This window comes from Rhizosphaericola mali (assembly GCF_004337365.2).
Lineage (GTDB): Bacteria > Bacteroidota > Bacteroidia > Chitinophagales > Chitinophagaceae > Rhizosphaericola > Rhizosphaericola mali.
In genome coordinates this window covers 4432572-4456535 of record NZ_CP044016.1, presented here as the reverse complement: position 1 = coordinate 4456535, position 23964 = coordinate 4432572, and the positions used below count along the sequence as shown (strand labels likewise).

23 protein-coding genes are annotated in these 23964 nt (G+C 33.5%); 9 read left to right on the top strand and 14 right to left on the bottom strand.

What is annotated here, in order from left to right:
- Positions 1 to 8: 8 nt before the first annotated feature.
- Positions 9 to 1619, top strand: a complete 1611-nt coding sequence (locus E0W69_RS19200) for a glycoside hydrolase family 31 protein (protein WP_131331674.1) — start codon at positions 9 to 11, stop codon at positions 1617 to 1619.
- A 158-nt stretch (positions 1620 to 1777) separates the two neighbouring features.
- On the opposite strand, the gene E0W69_RS19195 is transcribed toward E0W69_RS19200, so the two are convergent.
- The 6 genes from E0W69_RS19195 to E0W69_RS19170 form a co-directional block, all read right to left on the bottom strand.
- Entirely contained in the window at positions 1778 to 2527 is a 750-nt protein-coding gene (locus E0W69_RS19195; RefSeq protein ID WP_131331673.1) for an SDR family NAD(P)-dependent oxidoreductase, read from the bottom strand.
- 65 nt (positions 2528 to 2592) lie between these two features.
- On the bottom strand, positions 2593 to 4014 hold the full coding sequence (locus E0W69_RS19190; protein ID WP_131331672.1) for an efflux transporter outer membrane subunit: 1422 nt from the start codon (positions 4012 to 4014) through the stop codon (positions 2593 to 2595).
- A gap of 18 nt (positions 4015 to 4032) precedes the next feature.
- Entirely contained in the window at positions 4033 to 7200 is a 3168-nt protein-coding gene (locus E0W69_RS19185; RefSeq protein ID WP_131331671.1) for an efflux RND transporter permease subunit, read from the bottom strand.
- 97 nt (positions 7201 to 7297) lie between these two features.
- A complete protein-coding gene (locus E0W69_RS19180) occupies positions 7298 to 8473 on the bottom strand; it encodes an efflux RND transporter periplasmic adaptor subunit (protein WP_131331670.1) in 1176 nt (391 codons plus the stop codon).
- A gap of 313 nt (positions 8474 to 8786) precedes the next feature.
- Positions 8787 to 9410, bottom strand: a complete 624-nt coding sequence (locus E0W69_RS19175) for a TetR/AcrR family transcriptional regulator (RefSeq protein WP_225321325.1) — start codon at positions 9408 to 9410, stop codon at positions 8787 to 8789.
- A 97-nt stretch (positions 9411 to 9507) separates the two neighbouring features.
- On the bottom strand, positions 9508 to 10089 hold the full coding sequence (locus E0W69_RS19170) for a YdeI/OmpD-associated family protein (protein WP_131331669.1): 582 nt from the start codon (positions 10087 to 10089) through the stop codon (positions 9508 to 9510).
- Between the two features lie 239 nt (positions 10090 to 10328).
- Between E0W69_RS19170 and E0W69_RS19165 the strand changes: the two genes are divergently transcribed.
- From E0W69_RS19165 to E0W69_RS19135, 7 genes are read left to right on the top strand one after another with little or no spacing between them, the layout of a single operon-like run.
- Positions 10329 to 10631 (top strand): DUF2147 domain-containing protein, encoded by a 303-nt coding sequence (locus tag E0W69_RS19165; protein ID WP_191967908.1) that lies wholly within the window; start codon positions 10329 to 10331, stop codon positions 10629 to 10631.
- Positions 10632 to 10668: 37 nt separating this feature from the next.
- Positions 10669 to 11985 (top strand): TolC family protein, encoded by a 1317-nt coding sequence (locus E0W69_RS19160; RefSeq protein ID WP_131331667.1) that lies wholly within the window; start codon positions 10669 to 10671, stop codon positions 11983 to 11985.
- 13 nt (positions 11986 to 11998) lie between these two features.
- Positions 11999 to 13105: an efflux RND transporter periplasmic adaptor subunit gene (locus E0W69_RS19155; RefSeq protein ID WP_131331666.1), complete on the top strand. Its 1107-nt coding sequence runs from the start codon at positions 11999 to 12001 to the stop codon at positions 13103 to 13105.
- A gap of 11 nt (positions 13106 to 13116) precedes the next feature.
- Positions 13117 to 14355 (top strand): ABC transporter permease, encoded by a 1239-nt coding sequence (locus E0W69_RS19150; RefSeq protein WP_131331665.1) that lies wholly within the window; start codon positions 13117 to 13119, stop codon positions 14353 to 14355.
- A gap of 22 nt (positions 14356 to 14377) precedes the next feature.
- A complete protein-coding gene (locus E0W69_RS19145; RefSeq protein WP_131331664.1) occupies positions 14378 to 15052 on the top strand; it encodes an ABC transporter ATP-binding protein in 675 nt (224 codons plus the stop codon).
- A gap of 29 nt (positions 15053 to 15081) precedes the next feature.
- Positions 15082 to 16074 carry a sensor histidine kinase gene (locus E0W69_RS19140; protein WP_191967907.1) on the top strand — a complete coding sequence of 331 codons (993 nt, stop codon included), beginning with the start codon at positions 15082 to 15084 and terminating at the stop codon, positions 16072 to 16074.
- Complete coding sequence (locus E0W69_RS19135) at positions 16055 to 16816, top strand: LytR/AlgR family response regulator transcription factor (protein WP_131331662.1); 762 nt, start codon at positions 16055 to 16057, stop codon at positions 16814 to 16816. Before E0W69_RS19140 ends, E0W69_RS19135 begins: the two co-directional genes overlap by 20 nt.
- Positions 16817 to 16868: 52 nt before the next feature.
- Here the strand turns inward: E0W69_RS19135 and E0W69_RS19130 are convergent, their stop codons facing one another.
- From E0W69_RS19130 to E0W69_RS19110, 5 genes are all read right to left on the bottom strand, one after another.
- The gene (locus E0W69_RS19130; RefSeq protein WP_131331661.1) at positions 16869 to 17327 is read right to left on the bottom strand and encodes an Hsp20/alpha crystallin family protein; all 459 of its coding nucleotides are present in this window, start codon (positions 17325 to 17327) and stop codon (positions 16869 to 16871) included.
- A gap of 34 nt (positions 17328 to 17361) precedes the next feature.
- On the bottom strand, positions 17362 to 17649 hold the full coding sequence (locus E0W69_RS19125; protein WP_131331660.1) for a hypothetical protein: 288 nt from the start codon (positions 17647 to 17649) through the stop codon (positions 17362 to 17364).
- Positions 17650 to 17794: 145 nt separating this feature from the next.
- A complete protein-coding gene (locus E0W69_RS19120) occupies positions 17795 to 18124 on the bottom strand; it encodes a hypothetical protein (RefSeq protein WP_225321324.1) in 330 nt (109 codons plus the stop codon).
- Between the two features lies 1 nt (position 18125).
- Positions 18126 to 18689: an RNA polymerase sigma factor gene (locus E0W69_RS19115; protein WP_225321323.1), complete on the bottom strand. Its 564-nt coding sequence runs from the start codon at positions 18687 to 18689 to the stop codon at positions 18126 to 18128.
- A gap of 60 nt (positions 18690 to 18749) precedes the next feature.
- Entirely contained in the window at positions 18750 to 19763 is a 1014-nt protein-coding gene (locus tag E0W69_RS19110; RefSeq protein WP_131331659.1) for a helix-turn-helix transcriptional regulator, read from the bottom strand.
- Between the two features lie 116 nt (positions 19764 to 19879).
- Here E0W69_RS19110 and E0W69_RS19105 point away from each other — a divergent pair, with 116 nt between their 5' ends.
- Entirely contained in the window at positions 19880 to 20440 is a 561-nt protein-coding gene (locus E0W69_RS19105; RefSeq protein WP_131331658.1) for a hypothetical protein, read from the top strand.
- Positions 20441 to 20757: 317 nt separating this feature from the next.
- Here E0W69_RS19105 and mnmE read toward each other — a convergent pair whose 3' ends face one another.
- From mnmE to E0W69_RS19090, 3 genes are all read right to left on the bottom strand, one after another.
- A complete protein-coding gene (gene mnmE / locus E0W69_RS19100) occupies positions 20758 to 22143 on the bottom strand; it encodes a tRNA uridine-5-carboxymethylaminomethyl(34) synthesis GTPase MnmE (protein WP_131331657.1) in 1386 nt (461 codons plus the stop codon).
- Complete coding sequence (locus E0W69_RS19095) at positions 22144 to 22989, bottom strand: energy transducer TonB (RefSeq protein WP_131331656.1); 846 nt, start codon at positions 22987 to 22989, stop codon at positions 22144 to 22146.
- A gap of 67 nt (positions 22990 to 23056) precedes the next feature.
- Complete coding sequence (locus E0W69_RS19090; protein ID WP_131331655.1) at positions 23057 to 23932, bottom strand: energy transducer TonB; 876 nt, start codon at positions 23930 to 23932, stop codon at positions 23057 to 23059.
- Between the last annotated feature and the right edge of the window lie 32 nt (positions 23933 to 23964).

The following is a 23964-nucleotide window of genomic DNA, read 5'->3' as shown; positions in this document are numbered from 1 at the left end:
AATACAATATGATAAAAAATACAATATGGACAATTATATTTATTCTAACATTTCTTAATTCATATGGACAGTCATTTAAAAAAATAAAAATAGAGCCTGGGGAGCATTGGTATGGACTCACTGTCAGAGATGGTGATAAAGTGCCTTACGAGTCAGGCTATAAACTTGACTTAAATGCTAATGTACTTGATAATCAAGCGCAGCCCTTATTGCTTTCCTCCAAAGGACGTTACATCTGGAATGATAATCCATTTGCCTGTACTTTTGAAAAAGATACTATTGTCTTTTCAAAATTTACTACACCATTTTATATAGGCAAGTTTGGTAATACATTGAAAGATGCATACCTAAATGCGTCTAAACAATGGTTTCCTTTTAAGGGGAAAATGCCAGATAGCTTATTATTCAAAGCGCCCCAGTATAATACTTGGATAGAATTAGTTTATAATCAAAATCAAAAAGATATTTTAAAATACGCACATTCAATTATTGATAATGGTTTTGAACCAGGAGTGTTAATGATTGATGATAATTGGGCTCCTTATTATGGGCGATTTGAATTTAGAAAAGATAGATTCCCTGACGCGAAAATGATGATTGATGAACTACATCAACTTGGGTTTAAAATAATGGTATGGGTATCTCCGTTCATTCGTCCAGATTGTGAAGAGTCCAGATATTTAACAGAGAAGAGATGGATTATGATGGATGGAGAAGGGAAAAATTTACTATGGAAAGATGCCCATAAACCATTTATTGCTTCATGGTGGAATGGTTATAGTATGGTGCTAGATTTAAGTCAAAAAGATGCAGTGGATTGGTATCAAAATAATCTACATTCTTTAGTCGAAACTTATCATCTTGATGGATTCAAATTTGATGCTGGAGATCCCGAATTTTACTTGGGAAGTGTAGCTAAAAATAACATTTCAGCTAATTTAAATATTCAAACTCAACTATGGGGAAACATAGGATTACAGTTTTCCTTGAATGAATATCGTTCAAATTGGAAACATGGAGGAGAACCTCTGGCAGAAAGATTAAGAGATAAAGGTCATAATTGGAAGGACTTGCTGAAGCTTATTCCTGATATGACAAATGCATCTCTATTGGGCTATCCATTTGCTTGCCCAGATATGATAGGTGGAGGCGAATATGGTTCTTTCTTAAATCTTAAAAATTACGATCAAGATTTAGTAGTAAGATCGGCACAATGTAGTTCATTAATGCCTATGATGCAATTTTCAGTAGCACCATGGCGTATTTTAGATTCTACTCATTTGGATGCGATAAAAAAATCCTTACTTCTTAGGAAAAAATTTACTTCTTATATTATAAATCTAGCGAAAAAAGCAGCGCAAACTGGAGAACCAATTGTTAGTAACTTGGAATATAAATTTCCAAATCAAGGATTTGAAAAATGTAATAACCAGTTTATGTTAGGTGATGATATATTGGTTGCCCCCGTTGTTACCAAAAACAATAAACGTCTAGTTTATTTTCCCAAAGGATATTGGATGGATCAAAATAATAAATTGATTTCTGGTCCAAAAGTATTGAGCTTCGATGTAGCAATTGATGAATTATTATGGTTTAGAAAAGTAGATAATAAAAAATAATTTAAGATTAACTTTAAGTACGGAGAGGAATCGACATTGGGAAATAAATGAATTTAAGCTAATAAAAAATTTAATGTAAAATATTCCCCTATTGATCAAAACTAAGGCTTTCCTAGAAAGGAAAGCCTTTTATTCACCAAAACCAACTGTAAAAAGTTTTAAATATTACCGCCAGAAACAACTATAGTATCTCCCGTAATCCAGCCGGCATCCTCTGACGCTAAGAATGTTACAACTTTCCCGATATCACTAGGAATGCCGATTCTACCTAATGGCGTTTGAGCTTCCATTTGTTTTTCCATATCGCTTCCGGTTATGCCAGCTGCGTGTGTACCTTCGGTTTCTATCATTCCAGGAAGTACAGAATTTACTCTAATCTTTTTGTTACCCAATTCTTTGGACAGGGCAATAGTAAACGCATCTACGGCCGCTTTTGTAGCACTATAAACGGATGCTCCCGGGAATGGAGTTTTGGAAACTACTGAACTGATGTTGATAATATTTCCCCCATTTTCATCAAAATACTCCGTTGCTTTTTGCATCGTAAATAATAGTCCAAATACATTTAAATTGAATTGTTTGGAAAAATGCGCTGGTGTAATTTGCTCCAACGGGCTAAATTCATAAATTCCAGCGTTATTCACTAAAATATCCACTCTTCCAAATTGTGCTTTCGTTTCTTCAAATAATCTTTGAATGTCTGACTGTTTGGATACGTCTGCTTGTATGGCAATTGCTTCTCCACCATCGGATTTTATATTTACCACAACTTTATCTGCGCCCTCTTTACTTGACGCATAATTTACAACGACTTTCGCACCTTCAGCAGCAAGATGTTGTGCAATCGAAGCACCAATACCTTTGGATGCGCCAGTTACAACTGCGACTTTGTTTGTTAATTTTTTCATTTGTTCTTCTTTTTTGTTCTTAAATTCTTCGATTCAACATTTCTATACTATGGAATTATAGTTATCTATTTCCAACCTCCGCCGAGTGATCTATAAAGTGCTACAGACGCATTTAACTGTTGGCGTTTGATGGAAGCAAGATTTAATTCGGCTTGCAAAGCATTGCCTTGCGCTGTGATGACTTCCAAATAATTTGCCAATCCACTTTTGAACAATAGTTGTGCGTTGTGAATGGCAGACTGTAAAGTGGCCAATTGCTCGGAAGTAATCTTAGATTGATCTTTCAAATGATCCATTTGAACTAACGCATCGGACACCTCTCCGACTGCATTCAAAACACTTTGTCTAAATTCCAATACGCTTTGTTCGCGTTGATTTTGTGCTAATTTCAAATTCGTTTTTAGAGTTCCTCTTTGGAATAATGGTTGCGTCAATCCGCCTAAAACATTGCCAAATAAGGATGCTGGCATCTCAAACCAATTACTTGCTTTGAAAGAATTAAGTCCTCCATTAGCACTTATAGTCAGACTAGGATACATTTCGGCTTGTGCAATTCCAATCTGCGCATTGGTAATTCTTAAGTTCAATTCTTGACTTCTCACATCTGGACGACGACTCACCAAATCCGCTGGAACGCCTGCATTTAAAGACGTTGGGATCGAAATATCTGCCAATTGTCTATTTCGCAAAATGTTTTTGGGCATTTCTCCAATCAGAATACTCAATGCATTTTCTTGTAAGGCAATATTTTGTTGCAACTGTGGAATCAATACGGAAACGGATTGCTTCTGCGCCGTTGCTTGTTGTACGGCGAGATTCGTTGCCAGTCCAGCAGTCCACTGTAATTGTGTTATGTTCAATGTTGTATCAGTTAATGCCAAATTACTTTGAGTAATCTTCAGTTGTGCATCCAACATCAATAAATTATAGTAACCTTCTGCAATAGAAGCAACAATCTGTGTTTGGATAACTTTTTGAGCTTCAAACGACTGGAGATATTGTGCAAGAGCCACATCTTTTTTCAATCTTAATTTGCCCCAAATATCTGCTTCCCAACCCAAGTTGAAAGCCGCATTATAGTCTTCAATATGCTTTTGTCCGAGAAAACTACTCAAACTGATACCGTTCAAACTGTTTTTGGAAGGTGTTGAGGATTGGCTTGTCACACCAAAACTCAATGTGGGTAATTGCAATAGTTTGGCTTGATTTAATGTTGCTTGTGAGGCGGAAATTTTCTTTAACGCCAATTGCATGTCATAGTTATTCGCAATGCCTTTTGCGATTAAGTTTTGCAAGGTTGTATCGCTAAAATATTGACGCCATTCTAAATCTGCAATATTGCCCGTGTCGGCGGTGGTCTTTATATTTCTGAAATAGGCATCTTCTACAGGTGCTGCCTCAGATGGAGGCAACTTTCCTGTTTTACAAGCTGTGGCGAATAACGCTGCAACTATGGATATTCCTAAGATTATTTTATTATTTATCATCTGAATTATAGTTGTGAATTAATGATGAGTTGATGCAGTTTCTGTGGGAATAGTTTCTACTTTTTTGCCACTTACTTTTTCTTGTAAATATTGGAAAATGACATACAACACCGGAATAATAAATATCCCAAACAAAACGCCTGTAACCATTCCTCCAACGGTACTCATACCAATAGAATGGTTTCCTTTGGCAGATGCACCATGCGCCCATACGAGTGGCAACATTCCGACAATAAATGCGAAAGATGTCATCAATATTGGGCGTAATCTGAGTTTGGATGCTTCTAGTGCGGATTCTACTAAACCCATTCCATTTTTACGTCGCTGCACGGCATATTCAACTATAAGAATGGCATTTTTAGCTAATAGTCCAATCAACATGATGAGTCCTACTTGTACGTAAATATTGTTTTCTATTCCAGCTAATCCGGTGAATGCAAAGACGCCAAATATCCCTGTCGGTATCGTCAATACTATGGCGAATGGTAAAATGTAACTTTCGTATTGCGCAGCCAAAAGGAAGAATACAAACACGACACTCAACAAGAAAATAAAGGAAGTTTGTCCGCCTGTCGCTTTTTCTTCACGTGTAATTCCGGTCCATTCATAAGCATATCCACGAGGTAAAACTTGTTTTGCCGTTTCTTCCACAGCTTTAATAGCGTCACCCGTACTATAACCAGGTTTAGGTGTACCATTTATAGTCACGGCATTGAACAAATTGTTTCTAGTTACCGTTTCTGGTCCGTAAGTTCTTTGCAAAGTGATGATCGTTTTCACCGGAACCATTTCACCTAAATTGTTTTTTACAAAAATTCCATCCAAACTATGCGCGTCATTTCTGTAAGGAATATCCGCCTGCGCCATCACCCTATAGTATTTTCCGAAACGATTAAAATCAGAAACAAAACTACTACCATAGTATACTTGCAAAGTCTGCATTAATTCACTTACTGGCACGCCTAATTGTTTGGCTTTTTCAAAGTCTACATTGATTTCGTATTGCGGATTTCCAGCGGCAAATGTGGTAAAGGCAAAAGCGATTTCTTTACGTTTCATCAGTTCGCCAATGAATTGCCAAGCCGTTGCACCGAGCTGTTGCAGATTGCCATTCCCTCTGTCTTGCAACATAAATTCAAAACCACTCACGTTACCAAAACCTTGTATAGTCGGGAAGTTGAAGAAGAATGCGCTCGCATCTTTTACTTGCGAAACTTTTCCTGTAAGATTTGCCGCAAAGATATCTGGATCTTTATCGGCACCTCTTTTTTCCAAATCTTTTAATTTGATAAAACCTGCTGCAAAAGGCGAAGCACTGGCATTACTAATAAAATTCAAACCATCAGAAACCCAAAGATTTTTTACGACTTTTTCTTGACGAATGACTTTGTCAATCGCTAAAGTTGCATTTTTAGTTCTATCCAAAGAACTTCCTGGAGGCGTATTTACAGCGTACAAAACGAAACCTTGGTCTTCATTTGGAATAAATCCTGTAGGCGCTTTTTGTATTAAAATTACACTAGAAATACAAATGATCACTAAGCCAAGAATCGCGACCCATTTATGTTTGGTTAAGAAGCGAAGACTTTTTACGTATTTGTTTGTTAAGTTTTCAAATCCTACATTGAATGCTTTGAAAAAGCGTTGTTTGAAACTTAATTTTTGATGATTTTCGCCTTCTTCTCCGTGTACATTTTTCAAGAAAATAGCACACAAAGCCGGACTCAAAGTCAATGCATTCACAGCAGAAATAATAATCGCTATGGCTAAAGTAAAGGCAAATTGCCTGTAGAAAACACCTGCAGGACCTTTCATAAATCCAACTGGAACGAACACCGCAGACATCACCAATGTAATAGAAACAATCGCTCCAGAAATTTCGCTCATCGACTGTATAGTTGCTTCTTTTACGGGCATTTTGGTTTGCTCCATTTTTGCGTGTACCGCTTCCACTACAACTATTGCGTCATCCACCACAATACCAATAGCCAAAACCAACGCGAAAAGTGTCAACAAATTGATCGTAAATCCGAATAGTTGTAAGAAGAAAAATGTGCCTACAATCGCCACGGGTACTGCAATTGCAGGAATCAAAGTAGAACGAAAATCTTGTAAAAAAACAAATACAACTATAAATACCAATATGAATGCAATGATTAAAGTCTCACGTACTTGGTCGATAGATGCATCCAAAAAGTCTTTAGAATTGTACATAATCACAGTGTGAATACCTTTTGGCAACAAAGGAGTAAACTCTTTTATTTGCCTTTCTATTTCAGTGATAATGTCATTCGCATTCGAACCTGCCGTTTGCAAAATGGAGAAACCGGCAACGGGTTTACCATTGATTCTATTGGTAGAAGAATAATTATAAGAGCCAAATTGGACGCGCGCTACATCTTTCAAACGAAGCATAGAGCCATCTGCATTGGCTTTGACAACTATATTTTCATATTGTTCAGGTTTATTGAGTTTGCCTTTATATTTTAAAATAAACTCAAAAGTTTCTGGACTATTTTGTCCCAAACGACCTGGCGCAGCTTCCAAACTTTGATCTTGTATGGCTTTCGTAACATCTTGTGGAGACAAATTATTCGCGGCCAATCTATCTGGTTTCAACCAAATACGCATACTATAATCTTGCGAACCAAAAACTTGCGCTTGCGCCACCCCTTGGATACGTTGAATCTGCGGAATGATATTTATTTTCAAATAGTTTTGCAAAAACAATTCGTTGTATTGCGAACTATCATCACTCGACAGTCCCATAAACATAATCATACTATTTTGCACTTTCTGAGTCGAAATACCCGCCTGGATTACCTCTTGAGGAATCTGACTTGTAGCTTTGGAAACTCTATTTTGAACGTTCACCGCCGCAATATCGGGATCTGTTCCTTGTTTGAAAAATACCGTCAAGGTCATACTACCATCATTACTAGAGTTGGACGTCATGTAGGTCATATTTTCCACACCATTCACCGCTTCCTCAATAGGCGTAGCGACGGAACGCGCAACGACTTCGGAGTTGGCTCCTGGATAAGATGCGGTAACCTGCACACTTGGTGGCGCTATGTCTGGAAACAGATTGATCGGTAAATTAAATAATGCCAATGTTCCGAGCAAGAGCAACAGGATGGAAATGACGGTCGAAAGGACCGGTCTTTCTATAAATCTTTTTAACATAAGAGAATACGTTTACTTGTACGAGGTTAAGCCTCGTATTAAAAAGGATAATAACTATAAATTGATTTTCTTTTTAAACTAAAATTTTATAGTTTAACTATTGCGGTCTGGATTTAATCAAACTATCAGAAGCAAAAGGTAACGGCTTGATCTGTATGCCGTCATGAAGATTTCCCGTACCTTCATATACAATTTTATCACCTGAATTCACTCCTTTGGAAACAAAATAATAGTGTGCAGTTTTTCCTGAAATTGTAATTGGGCGACTTTCTACTTTGTTACTATCACCAACTGCAAATACAAATACTTTATCTTGAATTTCAAAAGTAGACTCTTGCGGTACGAGTATCATTCCATTCAATGTTTCTGGAAGTCTGATTTTCGCTGTGTTTCCTGTCCGTAACATTCCTCCATTATTAGGAAACGTAGCACGTAAGGTAATCGCACCAACGGTTTTGTCAAATTGGCCTTCCACCAAACTTACTTTTCCTTTTTGAGGATAAATACTATTGTCTGCCATAACAAGCTCAACAGCAGGAACGTTTTTCACTTTTTCCTCTAAAGTATTTCCTGCATATTTATTTTTAAAAGCAATAAAATCTGGTTCACTCAAAGAAAAATATGCATACATCTCCCGCACGTCTGAAACTATAGTCAAAGGTTGTGCAATAGTTTGCGAAACCAAGCTACCTTGTTTGTATGGAATGCGACCAATATAACCACTCACCGGCGCTTTTATAGTTGTGTAACCCACATTAATATTTGCATTACCGACACTCGCAGAAGCCTGTGCTACCAAGGCTTTCGCATTGGCATATTCCTGTTGTGCTGTTTGTAGTTGCACAGGAGAAATAACTTTCGCATCCACTAAGGGCGATAGTCTTTCCATCTCTAATTTTGCTTTTTGCATACTTGCTTTTGCAGCTGCCAGTGCAGAATTTGAGTTTTGCAATTGTTGACTATAAACGCGAGGATCGATGTGAAACAAAGGCTGTCCTTGATGTACGTAAGCGCCTTCTTCCACATAAATTTTATCCAAAAAACCTTCTACCTGTGGACGAATTTCCACATTTGTTTTCCCTTCTAAAGAGGCGGGAATTTCTTGGTAAACGGTATTATTGGTATTGGAAAGTGTAAAAACGGGAAGTTCAGGAGCTGGTGCGGCGGCGGTATTGGACGCCTCTGTACTGCCACATCCATATTGGAAAATGGCAATGGCCAAAAGCGTACTTAAAATGAATTTTTCTGATTTGAAAATGGATGTCGATGACATGGAATGACAATTTTTTATTTTGAAATTGGAATGGTTTGGGGCAAAAAATCCCCTGTTCATCCGTATCTCTACTTTTTCGAAATAGAATATAGGCGAATGAATTTGTTTGAATAATCTAACAATGATATAAAATCTAACATTGTTAATTACATGAGCCGAAAAATGATAAATAAAGAAGCTAGTTCATAATCTTTGAATTTAGGAAGTAAAAAATGTGCGTATAGATTTTATATAATGAAGCACTCAAAGTGCAGAAAATTTTTATTTTACTATTTTAAATAATCTAACAGTGTTAAATTATTATGAAAAAAAATTATTTTATCGAATTAGAAATAGCGTTGATGGCATTATTGAATACATCACTATTTATCTGATCCAAAATAGCGCCCTCTCTCACAAGATTTATAGAGATCAATCCATGAACGACAGACCAGTAAGTGTAGTAAATTTTGCAAATCTCATCCTCACTTTTTCCTTTCATTCCCGGGAATTCTTCAATCACGTCCCAAATCAATTCTGCAGGTAATTCAAAATCTACCCCATTATTGTCAAATTGACAACAGTTCACCTCTACGCCGTACATTAGTTGATAAAATTCCTTGTCCTGAAAAGCAAAATCCCAATAGGCACGCCACATCGCCATAATTTTCTCTTCTGGAGTTATCAGTCCTTTCGACTTTTCCTTCATTAAACACGACAATTTCTGATGCCCCATGCGAGTTAGAGCTACCATTAATGCATCTTTGTTCTCGAAATATTCGTAAATAATAGGAGCCGTATATTCAATTTTATCTGCAATTTTACGCATTGATAAGGCCTGCCATCCTTCTGCCCGACTAATCTCCATTGCCGCGGTGAGGATCTTACAGCGTGTTTCCTCCTTTTGCCTTATGATACGTTCCTTGCTTCCCAATTTGTGCGTTATTTTTTCTAACACTGTTAGGCAAAGGTAAATACGAAAGAATTAAAGTGCCAAAAATATTTTTGATAAAAATGATTTTATTGAAGATTGTATTAGGAAAATCTATGCCATATCAGTCATTCAAACCTTTCCCTTCAAGTATTTGATTATAGAATTTATCGATTCTGGAAAGTCTCGTTTTGGATTGTTTTGCCTGATTAAAAAAATGCAAATATGCTTTTTGTCTGCCTGGCGTAAGACGAGAAAATGCATTTGCCATTTTGGGATCCGATTCTAGGAAATTTTTAAATTCATTAGGAATCGCAAACTCCTCCACTTTTTTCAGTATTACTTTTTGCCCCGAAGATTCTATATCTATTGCCTTTTGAATATATTTATCAATGGTTGTTTCTAGCTTTTGAATGTCTGTGATATTGGTAAATCGTATTTGTCGTGCAGCTTGTACATTCTTTGTTTGTTGTATTAATACATGGTCGTTGTCTTCGAGTAATGAACCTTTAAAGAAAAGTAATGCACAATACTCTTTAAACCCATGAATAATGATGACATTTTTTCCATTCAACGTATAACATGGGTGCATCCACTTATATTCTTCTTGTAATGATTTGTGTTGAAGGAGAAGGGTACGTAAAAGAAGAAATTCAGCTTTCCATTTAATTTCATTTTCAAAAAAAAGCGCGATTTTATCCTTCATACGTTATGTTTAATAATTCCAAAATTGTGCTTATAAATCTACGAAAAACATGTAAATTAACATCGCATTTCAACGATATGTTCAATCCAGTGATAATTTTGTTCAATTGAGGATATTCTATTCTCCAAATTGAAATATTCCTACTAACCTTTGTACAAATAAAAAATATTTATATGTTTAAAATAATCTGTTTCATTTTAATAAATATGTGCTGTTTAGTGTTATTTGGGCAATCAAATGTGGACTTAATTATAGGAAAATGGAAGAGTGAGCATGGTGATCGTACAATAGAATTTGTTCAAAAAGGAGATCATTTTGATGCAATTATTAAAGAGGCAAATGATCAGACGCTTATTGGCAAAACACAGATTAGCGAATTAAAAAAATCTTCTAATAATAATTATTCGGAGGGCACAATCTTTATTATAAAAAATGGGAAAAAAGGAATATGTAGTGCAATTTTGAAGGATGGAAATGAACTGGAAATTACAGGAAAAATGGGCTTTTTATCTAGAACAACGAAATGGTATAGAACAAAATAATAGCACAATAATCAGACTTTTTTAAAATTATAATTCTATGAAAAAAATATTTTTTATAGTTTTTCTATTATTTACATTTTCGGCTCGATCACAATTGCAATTTTATTCACTTCCTGAGTTATTACAGTATGCAGATAGTAATGCTATTGTTATAAAAAATGCACAAATACAACAGCGTATTTCCTCCGCTAGGCAAAAAGATGCAAAGTCCTTTTTATATCCAACTATTAATGGTTCGGCCGGTTTTAATGATAATCTTACCTTACAACCGACTTTAGTTCCTGCGCAATTATTTAATGCTAATGCACCAGAAGGCAGTTTTAAAGAAATGAAATTTGGTAAACAATATTTATATTCGACTGGAGTTCAATTGCAATGGAATATTTTGGATTTTCAAAAAATATTTGCTTCAAAAACCGCTGCTATTCAAGTAAAAGCAGACATATCTAATTCACAGCTTGTAAAATTTAATACTTACAATCAACTAGCCTCTACTTATTATTCTATTTTGATGGATAAAGAGGCTATAAAAATTTATCAGAAAAATGTACAAGTTGCCACGGATATTCAAAACGTCGCAAATGAAAAATACAATAAAGGGATTATCAGTGAAGCAGATTATAATCAAGCTCAGATACAAAATATAAAATGTAAGCGAGATCTTGAGAATACACAACAGGATTTAACTACTTTATTTAAACAACTACAAACCCAAATTAATTTCTCTGATTCTATCGCAATTCCATTAGAAGACTCAACTGAGAAATCAGATGAACGCTTAAATGCGGATCATGATTTCCCAGAACATCCAGAGATCGCATGGCAAAAAACACAACTAGAACTTGCGAACGCATCGTTGAAAGAAAGTGAAGCCTTGCGTACGCCATCAATATCTGCGGGATATCAATATAATTACGGCTGGGCCATGAATAGTTTTTCAGATTTTAATGGAGCTAGTCACCTTCCTCAACAATATGTCGCACTTAAATTGAATCTTCCAATCTTTACGGGATTCTCAACTAAACAAAAAATTATACAATCAAAATTGCAAGTACAGCAACAAGCATTACAGCTGGAAAATATGAGACTCACAGAAAATAAGCAGGATCAAATTTTAGTAATTCAGTTTAGTCAGGCCTTGTCTCAGCTTCAAAAAAATAAAGCGTTACTTGATTTGCAAGAAAGAAATGATTTTCATTATGCGAATCAATATAATAGTGGGATTTTAAGTTTGGATTCCAGGTTGACAAAATATAAAGATCTATTAACCGCCCAGAATGATTATTTGCAAAGTTTGGCAAACTATAAATTGTACGAATATAGATTGTACATACGTCAACTTAATTTTCAATAATTTATTTTAATATATGAAAAGTATTTGCATAAATAAAATATACAGTTATAGTTGGATGATGGCTGTTTTACTATTTTTAGTTTCCTGCAAAAAAGCAATTACAATCAGGCCTGTTCACAAAAACATAGAACAGTCTGTATTCGCAAATGGTTTTGTAGAGTTTGATAATCAATATACCATCGCTGCAAATGCGGCAGGCGTATTAGGTAATCAGCAAATAAAAGAGGGTGATAGTGTTGTGCAAAATCAGATTGTGGCAACAATAAATAGTCAGTCACAACAAAATCAAGTAGCACAATCTAAATTCATATATTCAAATGCATTACAAAACGCATCTGGTAGCTCTGCACAATTAACCTCTATACAACAACAAATAGACCAAGCGTCCTCTCAACTAGAATTAGATAAAGTAAATTATCAAAGATATAATGCACTTATTAAGACTAATTCTGTATCGAAACTTGACTATGATAATGCGGAATTGCAATATAATAATTCGAAACATAATGTTGACATCTTGCAAAAGAAATATGATGACACCCAACTATCATTAAATTTGAATAAGAATACAAGTAAAAGCCAATTAAACAGCCAGAACGCGATTTTAGATAATTACAGCGCAAAAGCCATTACGTCCGGAGTAGTATTAAATGTGTATCACAAAAATGGTGAAGTTCTAAAAGTCGGAGATGCTATTGCTACGATAGGAAATGGTGGGTATATTATCAAACTTTATATCTCTGAAGATGATATAGTAAAAGTAACAAAAGGGCAAAAAATAGCATTACACTTAAACACTTATTCGGATCAGACTTTTTGGGCTTTTGTTACAAAGATTTACCCAGGTTTTGATAATGATCAGCAATCATATACTATCGAAGCAAAATTTAATCAATTACCTGCAAAATTATTTTCTGGTACACAATTACAAGCTAATATCCAAGTGGGTGAGATAAATAATGCATTAGTCATTCCTGCTATTTACATACAAAAAAATAATACCGTACAATTAGAAAATGGCACGTTTAAAACCATTGAAATAGGAGCGAAAAGCGATCAATGGATACAAGTACTTTCAGGTATTACGGAAAATGATGCAATTCGTTTACCAAAGAATTAAATATAAACTATATGAATACGGATTTTAAAATAGCGTGGGTTCATCTAGTTTCTAGATTTAGACAATTAATGGTTGCGACATTAAGTGTAACATTTGGTATTTCCATGTATATATTTATGAATAGTTTTATGTCTGGAGTGAACGATGCACAGACAGACATTACATTTACATCCATGGCTCATATTCGTATTTATAATGACTTATCGACAAATACACCTGCACCCATTGCGGAAAATGTAGATTCAAATACAATACAGATAGTGAATCATGCACGAAATATAAGATACACAGATGGTATCAAAGATGCAGACCCTATAATACTGGCATTGAAGAAAGTTCCTGAAGTCATGAACATGACGGAGCAATTAAACCAAAATGTATTCATTAGAAATGGTGTTACTCAAATAAGTGCATCACTATCAGGTATTGATGTTCCAAATGAAGATGCTGTTTTTCACATATCTAAATACATGGTTCAAGGAGATATACATGTATTAGAAAAAAGAACGGATGCAATTGTATTAGGTTTGGGTTTGGCGCAGAGCCTTGGTGTGCAATTGGGAGATAATATCACTTTGTCAACGGCCGATGGTATTGTTAAAAACTATACCATATGCGGACTTTTTCAAACGGGAGCGACTGGTGCAGATCGTACCAAAGCGATGGTTTCTATCTATGCATCGAGGCAACTATTCTCCAAAAATAAAAGTTACGTAACCGATATTCAAGTAAATATTACAGACTATAATGACGCCAAAATTGTCACTAGCAAAATATTAGGGATTACAAATTACAAGATAGAGCCTTGGCAAGAGGGAAACAGTCAATTAGAATCTGCGAATACATTAAGAAATATTTTAGCCGTTGCGGTATCATTGACTATATTAATCGTTGCAGGATTTGGCATTTACAATATAATGAATATGACTGTAAATGAAAAAATAAAAGAAATTGCTATACTTAAAGCAATGGGGTATAGTGGTAAGGATATTGTGATTATATTTTTGACTCAATCTGTAGTTATTGGTATTGTAGGAGGTCTTATTGGTCTATTGTTGGGATTTATAATTTCAAAGATAATAAGCCATGTTCCTTTTCATATTGCAACACTCACTACTCTACCTATAGATTTTAATTCAAAAGATTATCTGATGGCATTTGTATTTGGACTTATTGTTACTTTTTGGGCGGGGTATTTACCAGCTGCAAAAGCTTCAAAAGTAGACCCGGTAGATATTATTAGGGGCTAATCTTTAAACAAAATTTAGTGATATGAAAGCGTTGATAGCAAATAATCTGGTAAAGTATTTTAAAACCCCAGATCCATTTGAAGTATTGAAAAACTTAACATTTAGTATTGAGAAGGGAGAGTTTGTTTCTATCATTGGAAAGTCAGGTTCTGGAAAGTCGACGTTGCTATATCTACTTTCGACAATGGATACTGACTATAATGGAACGATTGAGATTAATGGAACGATGGTTACTGGAAAAACACAGAATGAATTGGCGGCTTTCCGGAATGAACATATCGGATTTGTATTTCAGTTTCATTATCTTTTACCAGAGTTTACGTTACTAGATAACGTGATGCTGCCAGCACTCAAATTAAATAGGAAGTCTAAAAATGAAATTCAGAATCGTGCCGTAGAATTGTTGAATATGTTAGATCTGAAAGGATTAGAAATGAAAAAAGCTTCTAATATTTCTGGTGGTCAAGCGCAAAGAGTTGCTATCGCTCGGGCACTTATAAATGAACCTACTGTTATCATGGGAGATGAGCCAACAGGAAATCTAGATAGCAAAAATACGCAAATCGTTTTTGATATATTTAAAGAATTAGCACATGAGAATGGGCAAACTATTATAACGGTTACCCATGATGATGATTTCGCAGCGAAAAGTGACAGAATTATTGAACTAAAGGATGGACAAATTATATTACAGTAATTTTACAAAAATTATTCAAAATGGAAATGATGAGAAAAAATAAAATTTCCATATTTATGCCTATATCCATCGCAATATTATTGCCAGGGATCAATTTTCTATCGCATAACACAGATTGGCCCATACTGTCATATAATAGTTTTATGAGATGGGGGTGGTCTTCCATCATACTCTATATACTTTGGTATGCTCTCCTATGGACAAATAAGATCAATTCGAATGTTAAAAAATTATTTGCAACTATAGTCATTATAATTTTTAGTATTATTATATTTATTTTTTGCACTTTATTGGTTTTTCAAATATCCAATGTTGTAAAATACCAGTTAATTATAAAAATTGCATTTGCATCTATCTTATTCTTGGTTATACAATACGCCCTAAGAGCAAATCAAAATATCGGAATATTACAGACCGAGAAGGAAAAAGCGCTAACAGAAGTTTATAAAATGCAATTGCAAGAATTAAGAACACGTATAGACCCTCATTTCCTCTTTAATTCCTTGAATACATTGCGATCCATGATACGTCAAAAGGATCAAAATGCCGAATCATTTATTTTAGATTTATCGAATATCTATAGACAGATTTTATCTATAAAAGATCAATCCTCTACTACATTAAAGAAAGAATTTGAAGTAGTTTATTCTTATATTCAACTTATGCAAGAACGAAATAAGAATGGTGTTTTTGTAAAGATCAATTTGGATGACCAATGGATGGATTATAAACTACCTACTTTGAGTGTGCAAACTATCATTGAAAATTGTTTTAAACATAATCGAATTTCCAGTAAAGATCCTTTATTTATAAATATAAATACAGACGTAAATGGAATTTTGACTATAACAAATAATGTACTTCCCAAAATATCTATAGAAGAAAAATCCGGTATGGGATTACAAAACATCAACAAAAGTTATCAACTTTTGCATATTAAAGAAGGACTTATATATGAAAAAAATGAGACAAACTTCATTGTTCATTTAAAATTGATCAAAAATGAACATATTAATAATTGAAGACGAACTGTATACTGCACAATTGTTACAAACTATAATTGAGTCTAATAATTCATTTATAGTAGTTAAAATTTTGGATTCAATAGAGGATTCTGTTTCTTATTTAAGTCGTTATCAGGACTCTATTGACTTAATATTTATGGATATTCAGTTAGTGGATGGAGATAGTTTTGAAATATTTAAAAATGTTGATGTTTGGGTTCCTATAGTTTTTTGTACTGCTTATGATGAATATACAATGAAGGCAATTCAAAATAATGGAATTGATTATATTCTAAAACCATTTGAAGATATTGTAGTTCAAAATGCACTAATCAAATATAAAAAATTAATTGATTCGATTTATCGCAAAATACCACATCAATTCTCTCTGGCAAAAAGTGGACAAAAACAATTACAAAAGAGTTTCTTAGTACAAATAAAAGAAAAAAGCATTATAGTTTCTATCGAGAATATTGCACTCTTTTCATTAGAACTAGAAACTGTGTATATATATACTATTAAAGGTGAAAAATATCCTATTTATAAAAGTTTAGAATATGTAGAAAGTGTTGTATCAGAGGAAGAATATTTTAAAATTAATCGACAAATGATTGTAAATAGAAATGCAATAGTGTCTATAGAGTCATATTTTAATAGAAAATTATTTCTACATCTGAATATTGACATTAAAGAAAAACCAATTGTTAGTAGATTAAAAGTCTCTTATTTTAAACAATGGTTGGAATCTGCTAATATTTAAGTTTAAATAAGTTAACAAAAGGCTACACAGTGCAGCCTTTTGTCTTTAATCACTATTTAATATCAATATTTTGTGTATTTACTACAGCATTTGGATCTTTGGGTAATTGAATTATTAATACGCCATCTATATAAGCTGCAGAAATCTGTTCCGTAAGAACTGATTCATTAATCTGAAATGATCGTTCAAAATGATCGACTTGCACTTCCTGATAAATGAACCTCCGTTCATTTGACTTTTCAGAGTTATAATTGATTGTCAAAATTTGATCTTTTAAAGCCAGTGAAAAACCTTCCTTTTTTCTTCCAGCAGCATACAAATAAAGTGTAAAAGCTTCATCGTTCTCCTCTATGTTTATGGCTGGTTGTTGACCAAATTGTGTAGCGACTGCACGTCGAAACATATCTCGCTTATTACGAAAATGACCACCACATTTGCTCTTATAAAAATCAGTTTCATTAAGTGTATTTGAAAATGATTGTCTGTTTGCATTAAAACTATTTGAAAACATAATTTATAATTTTATAGTTAAATTGTTATTTGAATTATTGGATAGGAATGATTGCAGCATTTCTACGACTAGATTTTTTATATAGTGGTTGAATTGCTAATGTTTGTGTATTGTAGGTTTGAAATAATAATCTTTCTGGAGATTGCATAAGCCATTGATTACGTTTCCTATGTATTATTTTAAATACAATTGCAACCAATACTACAATTAATAAAGTAAGAACCAATAATTTGACTATTGCCATTAGTAACAATGCAATAGTACTAAGTATGACTATTGCTCCTCCAATTCGCAATAAAAGATTTGAAAATGTTTTTTTCATTTTAAATAAAGTTTTTAATATTTAATCAAAGGCCTTTAATAAGAAGACGTTGAATCATTTATTTTACTTTATTAAAAAATAAATTATTTAAAATAAATAAGCACTTCATAAGAAGTGCTTATTTTATAGTTTATTAGAATCGTATTTATTTACCACATCGCCTTTTCCATTCGTCACGGAATCTTTGACGTTCTTCTTCAGACATATTTTTAATTCTATATTTAAAGTTTTGTCCAAATCTTCCTTTATCATTATTTCGTCTCCAACCAAAATGGCCAAACAATATTCTACATAATATCAATAGTCCTAAGGCCTGAGAATATTTTATAGTTTTCACCCCTAGTAGATCTGGTAAAATAGTATTCCAAAGCCAATAAACTATAGCCCCAAAAAGTAATACCATCAAGATGATTGCAGGCAAAAAGAATAATTTTCGCTCGTTTCTAAATCTTCTATTTGGAAATTCACTATTCATGTTAACTATTTAATTCGTCGTAAAGATATTGTAATTTTTTTCGGATATGCTTGACCGCATATCCTTTTCTACTGATGATCGTTTTAATATTTTCATTTTTGTCATTTGCAATTTCTTGCAAGGTTTTGTCATCTATTTCATTTAAAATAAAAACATCTTTCTGATTTGCAGGCAACTCAGCTAAGGCTGTCATTAGTTCTTTCCAAAACAGATCTTTAAAATCTTTCATTTCTGGAAATTCAATTTCGTCTATTAGCAAAATCTCTTTAATCTGTAACGCTCCATCTTCATTTTCGTATGAGAAATTTTCAATATTTTCCGTCTGCCTTTTTCTGTATAAATCAGCAATTTTGTTCTTTGCTACATAATATAACCAACCACTTAAACTTTCTATTTCAGAAATATTTGCTATTCTACTGAGTTGCATCCATACATCTTGCATTACGTCTTCCGCATCTTCTATACTAGGAACTTTCCCACGTATAAAGCGCATCAATTGATTACCGTATTTTTTTACAGTAGTTGCGATAGATGATCTTGTATTGTCAGATATTGCCAAAGTCAAAATATTGTTCTTTTAAAGAGAAGACGGATTTGATGAATTTTTACTTTAATTGAATAGAAATTATTCAAGATAATTATCAGACGCGTATTGTAATCTTTTCTTAATCCTACTTTCTAAAAGTCTTGGAGAAATAACTTTTACACTTTCACCAAAACCCAAAATCTCTCTTTCCAACTCAAAATTTAAAACGACATCTATACGAATCAAAATTCCAGTTTCATCTTCTTTTAAAAGTTGTTGGGATGGGTGAATCGGTTTTGTTAAAACGTAAGGGGAATTCGATTTATTGAAATGCAAAACAACTTTATGAGCACGGTCGGTTTTACTTTTCGTAACGCCAATTACTTCATCATAGTAACGTTCAAAATCCACACCTTCGTACGCAAAAAAAGGTTCATCTTTGGCCTCTTCCACAGAAATCATTCTGTCCAATGCGAGGTTGTACAATTCTTTCCCCTTTTTGGATGCGCATATCAAAAACCAACGATTGCGGTATTCTTTGAGTAAATAAGGATAATAAATTTTAGTGGCCGCTGCTTGAGCTTTGAACGAGCGATAGTTGATAGCAATGGATTTTTGACTGCGGATATATTGGTACAAAGGCGTAATAAAATGTAATCCTTTTAATTGTGCATTTTCCTCAAACTGAATATAGTTGATTGTCTGTCTGGTGGATTTATACAAATTATTTTCAAGTCGTGCAATCATTTCACTCATATCATCCAAATAATTAAATGCATTGAACTGTTTTAATAAATCAATAACCTCTTTTAGTTTGTCCACATCAGCTTCACTTATGGGCGCTTTGGTGATACTAAAATCTTCCTCACTATAAAAATAGAATTTTCTTTCTGCAACTTCTATTGGTGCGTTATAACCCAGTTTGTCGCTACGCATAATCTGAATATCGCCTTGTATAGTGCGTTTGCTCACCCCATTTTCTATGCCTTCTCGCTCATACAACACGTCCGAAACCTTATCAATTAAATCTTCCAAAGTCCATTTGCGCATTTTGTTACGCAAGCAATCATCGATCACTTTGTATCGAATCAATGCCAATTTATTTACAGACATATAAATACATTTTCATTAAAATTAAGTAATTATTACGCAATAGAAGTGCGTAGAAAAAATATAAACTACGCTTCTAGAATGCGTATCTTTAAATAAATCTTTGTCAAAACTTTATTATGGATTATAATTACAAAAACTACACGTTAAGTATCTACACAGATGAGATGTATAGTTTTGATTCTGCGGATAATAAGAATAGCTATGATATAGTTTATCCAAATGGTGATTACATTTTTAGACAAGCCAATATGGCTATTTGTTTGAAAACGAATTATCAAGTTATCAAAAGTGCCATTTTGAATGTAAACAGCTACTTTGTCAAAGTGTATGAAAAATCTATAATTATTGAAAACAATCAGTTTTGGATTCTATTGGCTAACGAAATGTATTGTTTTGAACTATCAACCTTGCATTTGTTATGGAAAAGGGCGCTTGATATTTCTACTAATTTAGCTATCTATGAATTGGACAATGATTTTTTAGTCCATGGAGAGATGGAAATATTTAGAGTGACAAAAATGGGAGATATTGTTTGGCAATTTTCAGGTAGAGATATTTGGGTAAGCTTAAAAGAAAAAGAGGTTTTGAAAATTGAAAAAGGCAAAATCTATCTTACAGATTTCAATAATGATGAATACATTATTGACTTTGCCGGAAATAACCACATAATCTCATAATGTTTGCAAGTCAAAAAACCTAAGAGGCTGGAGATTTATGATACAGTTTTTATCATTTAATCGATTCTAATATGAACATCGAGCCAAAAAAAATTGTGTACCAATCATTATCTTTTATTCTTATAATGTATCTTCTACTCGAAAGCTGAGATGGAAGCATCTATATATCTAAATTTTTGTAATTAATCTAAACATACCTAAAAAGCGTAGTAACTCATTTTAAGAAAATAACAGAAAACTTTGGTTAAAATAGAAAAAAAGAATCCCTTGTGTTTGCAAGGGTTCTTCAATAAACGTCAATGTTTTATAGTCTCGTTTTATTTGCCGATACAGAACTTACTAAAAATAGTTCCTAAAATATCTCTATCTACTTCAACATCTCCTGTAATTTCACCAAGAAAATGAAGGGCTTTTCTTATATCTGGAGCAAGTAAATCACCCGAAATATTATGATCCATTCCTTCCTTAATATCCATTAAAGACTCTACAACTTTATTCAAAGCTGATTGATGCCGAGCATTCGTAACTATTGTATTTTCAAATTTTAGTTCTCCATGGACAGTCTGATGAAACAATTCATTTTTAACTTTATCAATATCAACTTTTTTATTTGCAGATATAGAAATAACTTCCGCACTCTTTTTTAACTCAGAAATTATAGTAGTATCTCTCAATAAATCAATTTTATTTGCCACTAAAATAAAATGTAAATGCTCATTTTTGAGTTCTTGAACTTTCGAATTTATAGTTTCAAAAGTCTCTACAGATGCATCAAAAAGATAAACTATGATATCTGCAGTTCTCATTTTTTCCAAACTTTTCTCAACACCAAAACTTTCTATAATATCAGCGGTATCACTCCTTATACCAGCAGTGTCTATCAATCTAAACAAAACGCCATTTATGTTTAATGCTTCTTCAATAGTATCACGCGTTGTACCAGGAATATCGCTTACTATAGCTCGATCTTCATTCAATAGAGCATTCAATAAAGTTGATTTCCCTGCATTCGGTTTACCAATAATTGCAACAGAAACTCCATTTTTAATTACATTTCCCAATTTGAAACTATCTAATAACCCGTTAGAATAAAAATATATTTTATCCACTAAAATTCTTAAATCCTTACGGTCTACAAACTCCACATCTTCTTCTGAAAAATCAAGTTCCAATTCAACTAATGCCGCGAGCTTAATTAATTCCTCTCTCAAAGATTTTAATTCAGATGAAAAACCACCTCTCAATTGTTTCAATGCAGCTTGTTGAGCCGCTTCCGAGTTAGCAGCAATAATATCAGCAACGGATTCCGCTTGTGCCAAATCCATTTTGTTATTTAAAAAGGCTCTTTGGGTAAATTCCCCAGGTAATGCTATTCTAGCACCGCTTTTAGAAAGTGCTTCCATTACTTTCTGTTGAATATAAACAGAACCATGACAAGAAATTTCAATTACATCTTCCCCCGTATAAGAATGCGGGCTTTTAAATAAAGACAATACTACTTCATCCAAAACTATATGCTCATACTCCAAAAATCCTACATGTAAAGTATGTGTCTTAGCATTAATAAGGTCCTTTTTGGGAAATAAATTATTTATAATTGGAAATGTCTTCGTTCCTGATACACGTATCACACCAATTGCACCAACACCGGGTGGTGTTGCTAAGGCAAAAATAGTATCTTTGGATGTTGAAAGATTAATCATTTATTCTGTTACTTTAAAAACAATGGTTTGTAATTGAGCAAAGGTAATAGGTTTATTGTTTTTTGTACCAGGTATCCATTTGCCACTCATCTTCAATACTCTCAACCCTTCCTCTCCCATTCCATATCCTGGATCTTTGACAATCTTAAAATCAGATACCGAACTGTCGGCATGAACATAAAAACCAATTATAACAATATAGGTTGCAGGCATAGCACCTTTTCGTAATGAGGCATACATATTAAGGTTTCTTTTTAAAAAATTGGCCCATCCAACATTTCCTCCTAGAAATTGTGGAAGCGAAGTCACTTTAACTGTAGCAATATCAAATAAAGGATCTATGATTTCTTCCTTTTTCTCAAGATTTTTATCAGGACGTTTAAATATATTTTCGTCACTTTTCTTTTCTGTTGGTGGAGGTGTTTGTATTTCTAATTTTTCAGGTAATTTATTAATAATCATTTCATTATTCTGAATAGAATAAGGTTGTGAAACTGGAGCAGAAGAAGATATTTCTTCTAAAATAGGATGAGATTTAAATTTAGGCTTATCCGAACTATACTTATTTGCATGCTTTGTAGTCTTTATGGCAGGTGGTAATTTATATTCTTTGAGGTGAACTGTCGACGTTTTAATTGAAGGTGGTTTAGGCAAAAAATCATTAAGAACAGCAAAATATAGTAAAAACCAGATTGCTACAATTCCAATTGTGCAAATCAAACCAATAGTTAAATGCTTATAGTAAGATTTTCTTATCTCATAGGCACCATATGCTTTATTTCGATTTGTGAAAACAATATCGATCAATTCCTTCTCTTGAATAATATGATGTATTTCCTTTTTCAATTTATGGGATAATAAAAAGAATGGGCTACATAAATGTAGCCCATTCTTTTAAACTATAATCTAGTTATTACTCATCTAATACTTGGAAAGTAATTTGTTGTCTTTGACGATAAACTACGTTTCTACCATTTTGAATAGCAGGAATCCACTTACCACTACTTTTAATAACTCGTATAGCTTCTTGAGCAGTACCATAGCCAGGATCATTTTCAGCTTTAACCTGAGAAACCGTTCCATCTTTATCTACTATAAAAGAAACAATTACGGTATAATTTCTTCCAGCTGGAGCTCCATTTTCCTGAGGAACATCTGCTCTTAAACTTCTTTCAAGGAAACTTCTCCAGTTACCTTTATATTTTGCCTCAACTTGTACAGTAGTGAAAGGAGTACCATCATCAGCATCTCCTTTAGTCTGACCTGTACCTTCACCAACATCAGGACGACCAAATCCAGAACCTCCAGGCCCATTAACTTTAACAGGAGGGGCTACTACATCCGTTTTTATACCTTTTTGTTCGAAAGTACCGATTTTAGTATCAACAACTTCCTCTACTTTATGAACCTTATTCTCTTCTTTAAATTGCTGATCAGGAACAATTTTAGGAGGAGTAACCTTCTTAACTTCCAATTTAGCAGGATTTTTATTCTGCTTAGTAGGCGCTGGTTTAGGTTTATCTTTTTTAGGCGGAGGAGGAGGTGGTGTCTTTACGTCAACCTTAGCCATTTTAACATCTTCAACTAAAATTGAAGTTTTATGCTTTTTCTTATTACTTAAAACAGCAGAACCTCCAAATACAACAACTATAAGTCCCAATACACAAGCAAGAGAAATAACAACTCTTTTTGTATATGTTCGTCTTAATTGGTAGGCGCCATATGCTTTATTTTTGCCTTCAAATATAATATCCAGCAAATCTGAATTTAAAATTTTCTTTGCATCCATGTTGTTATACAGTTTTCAGTGTTATTACACCT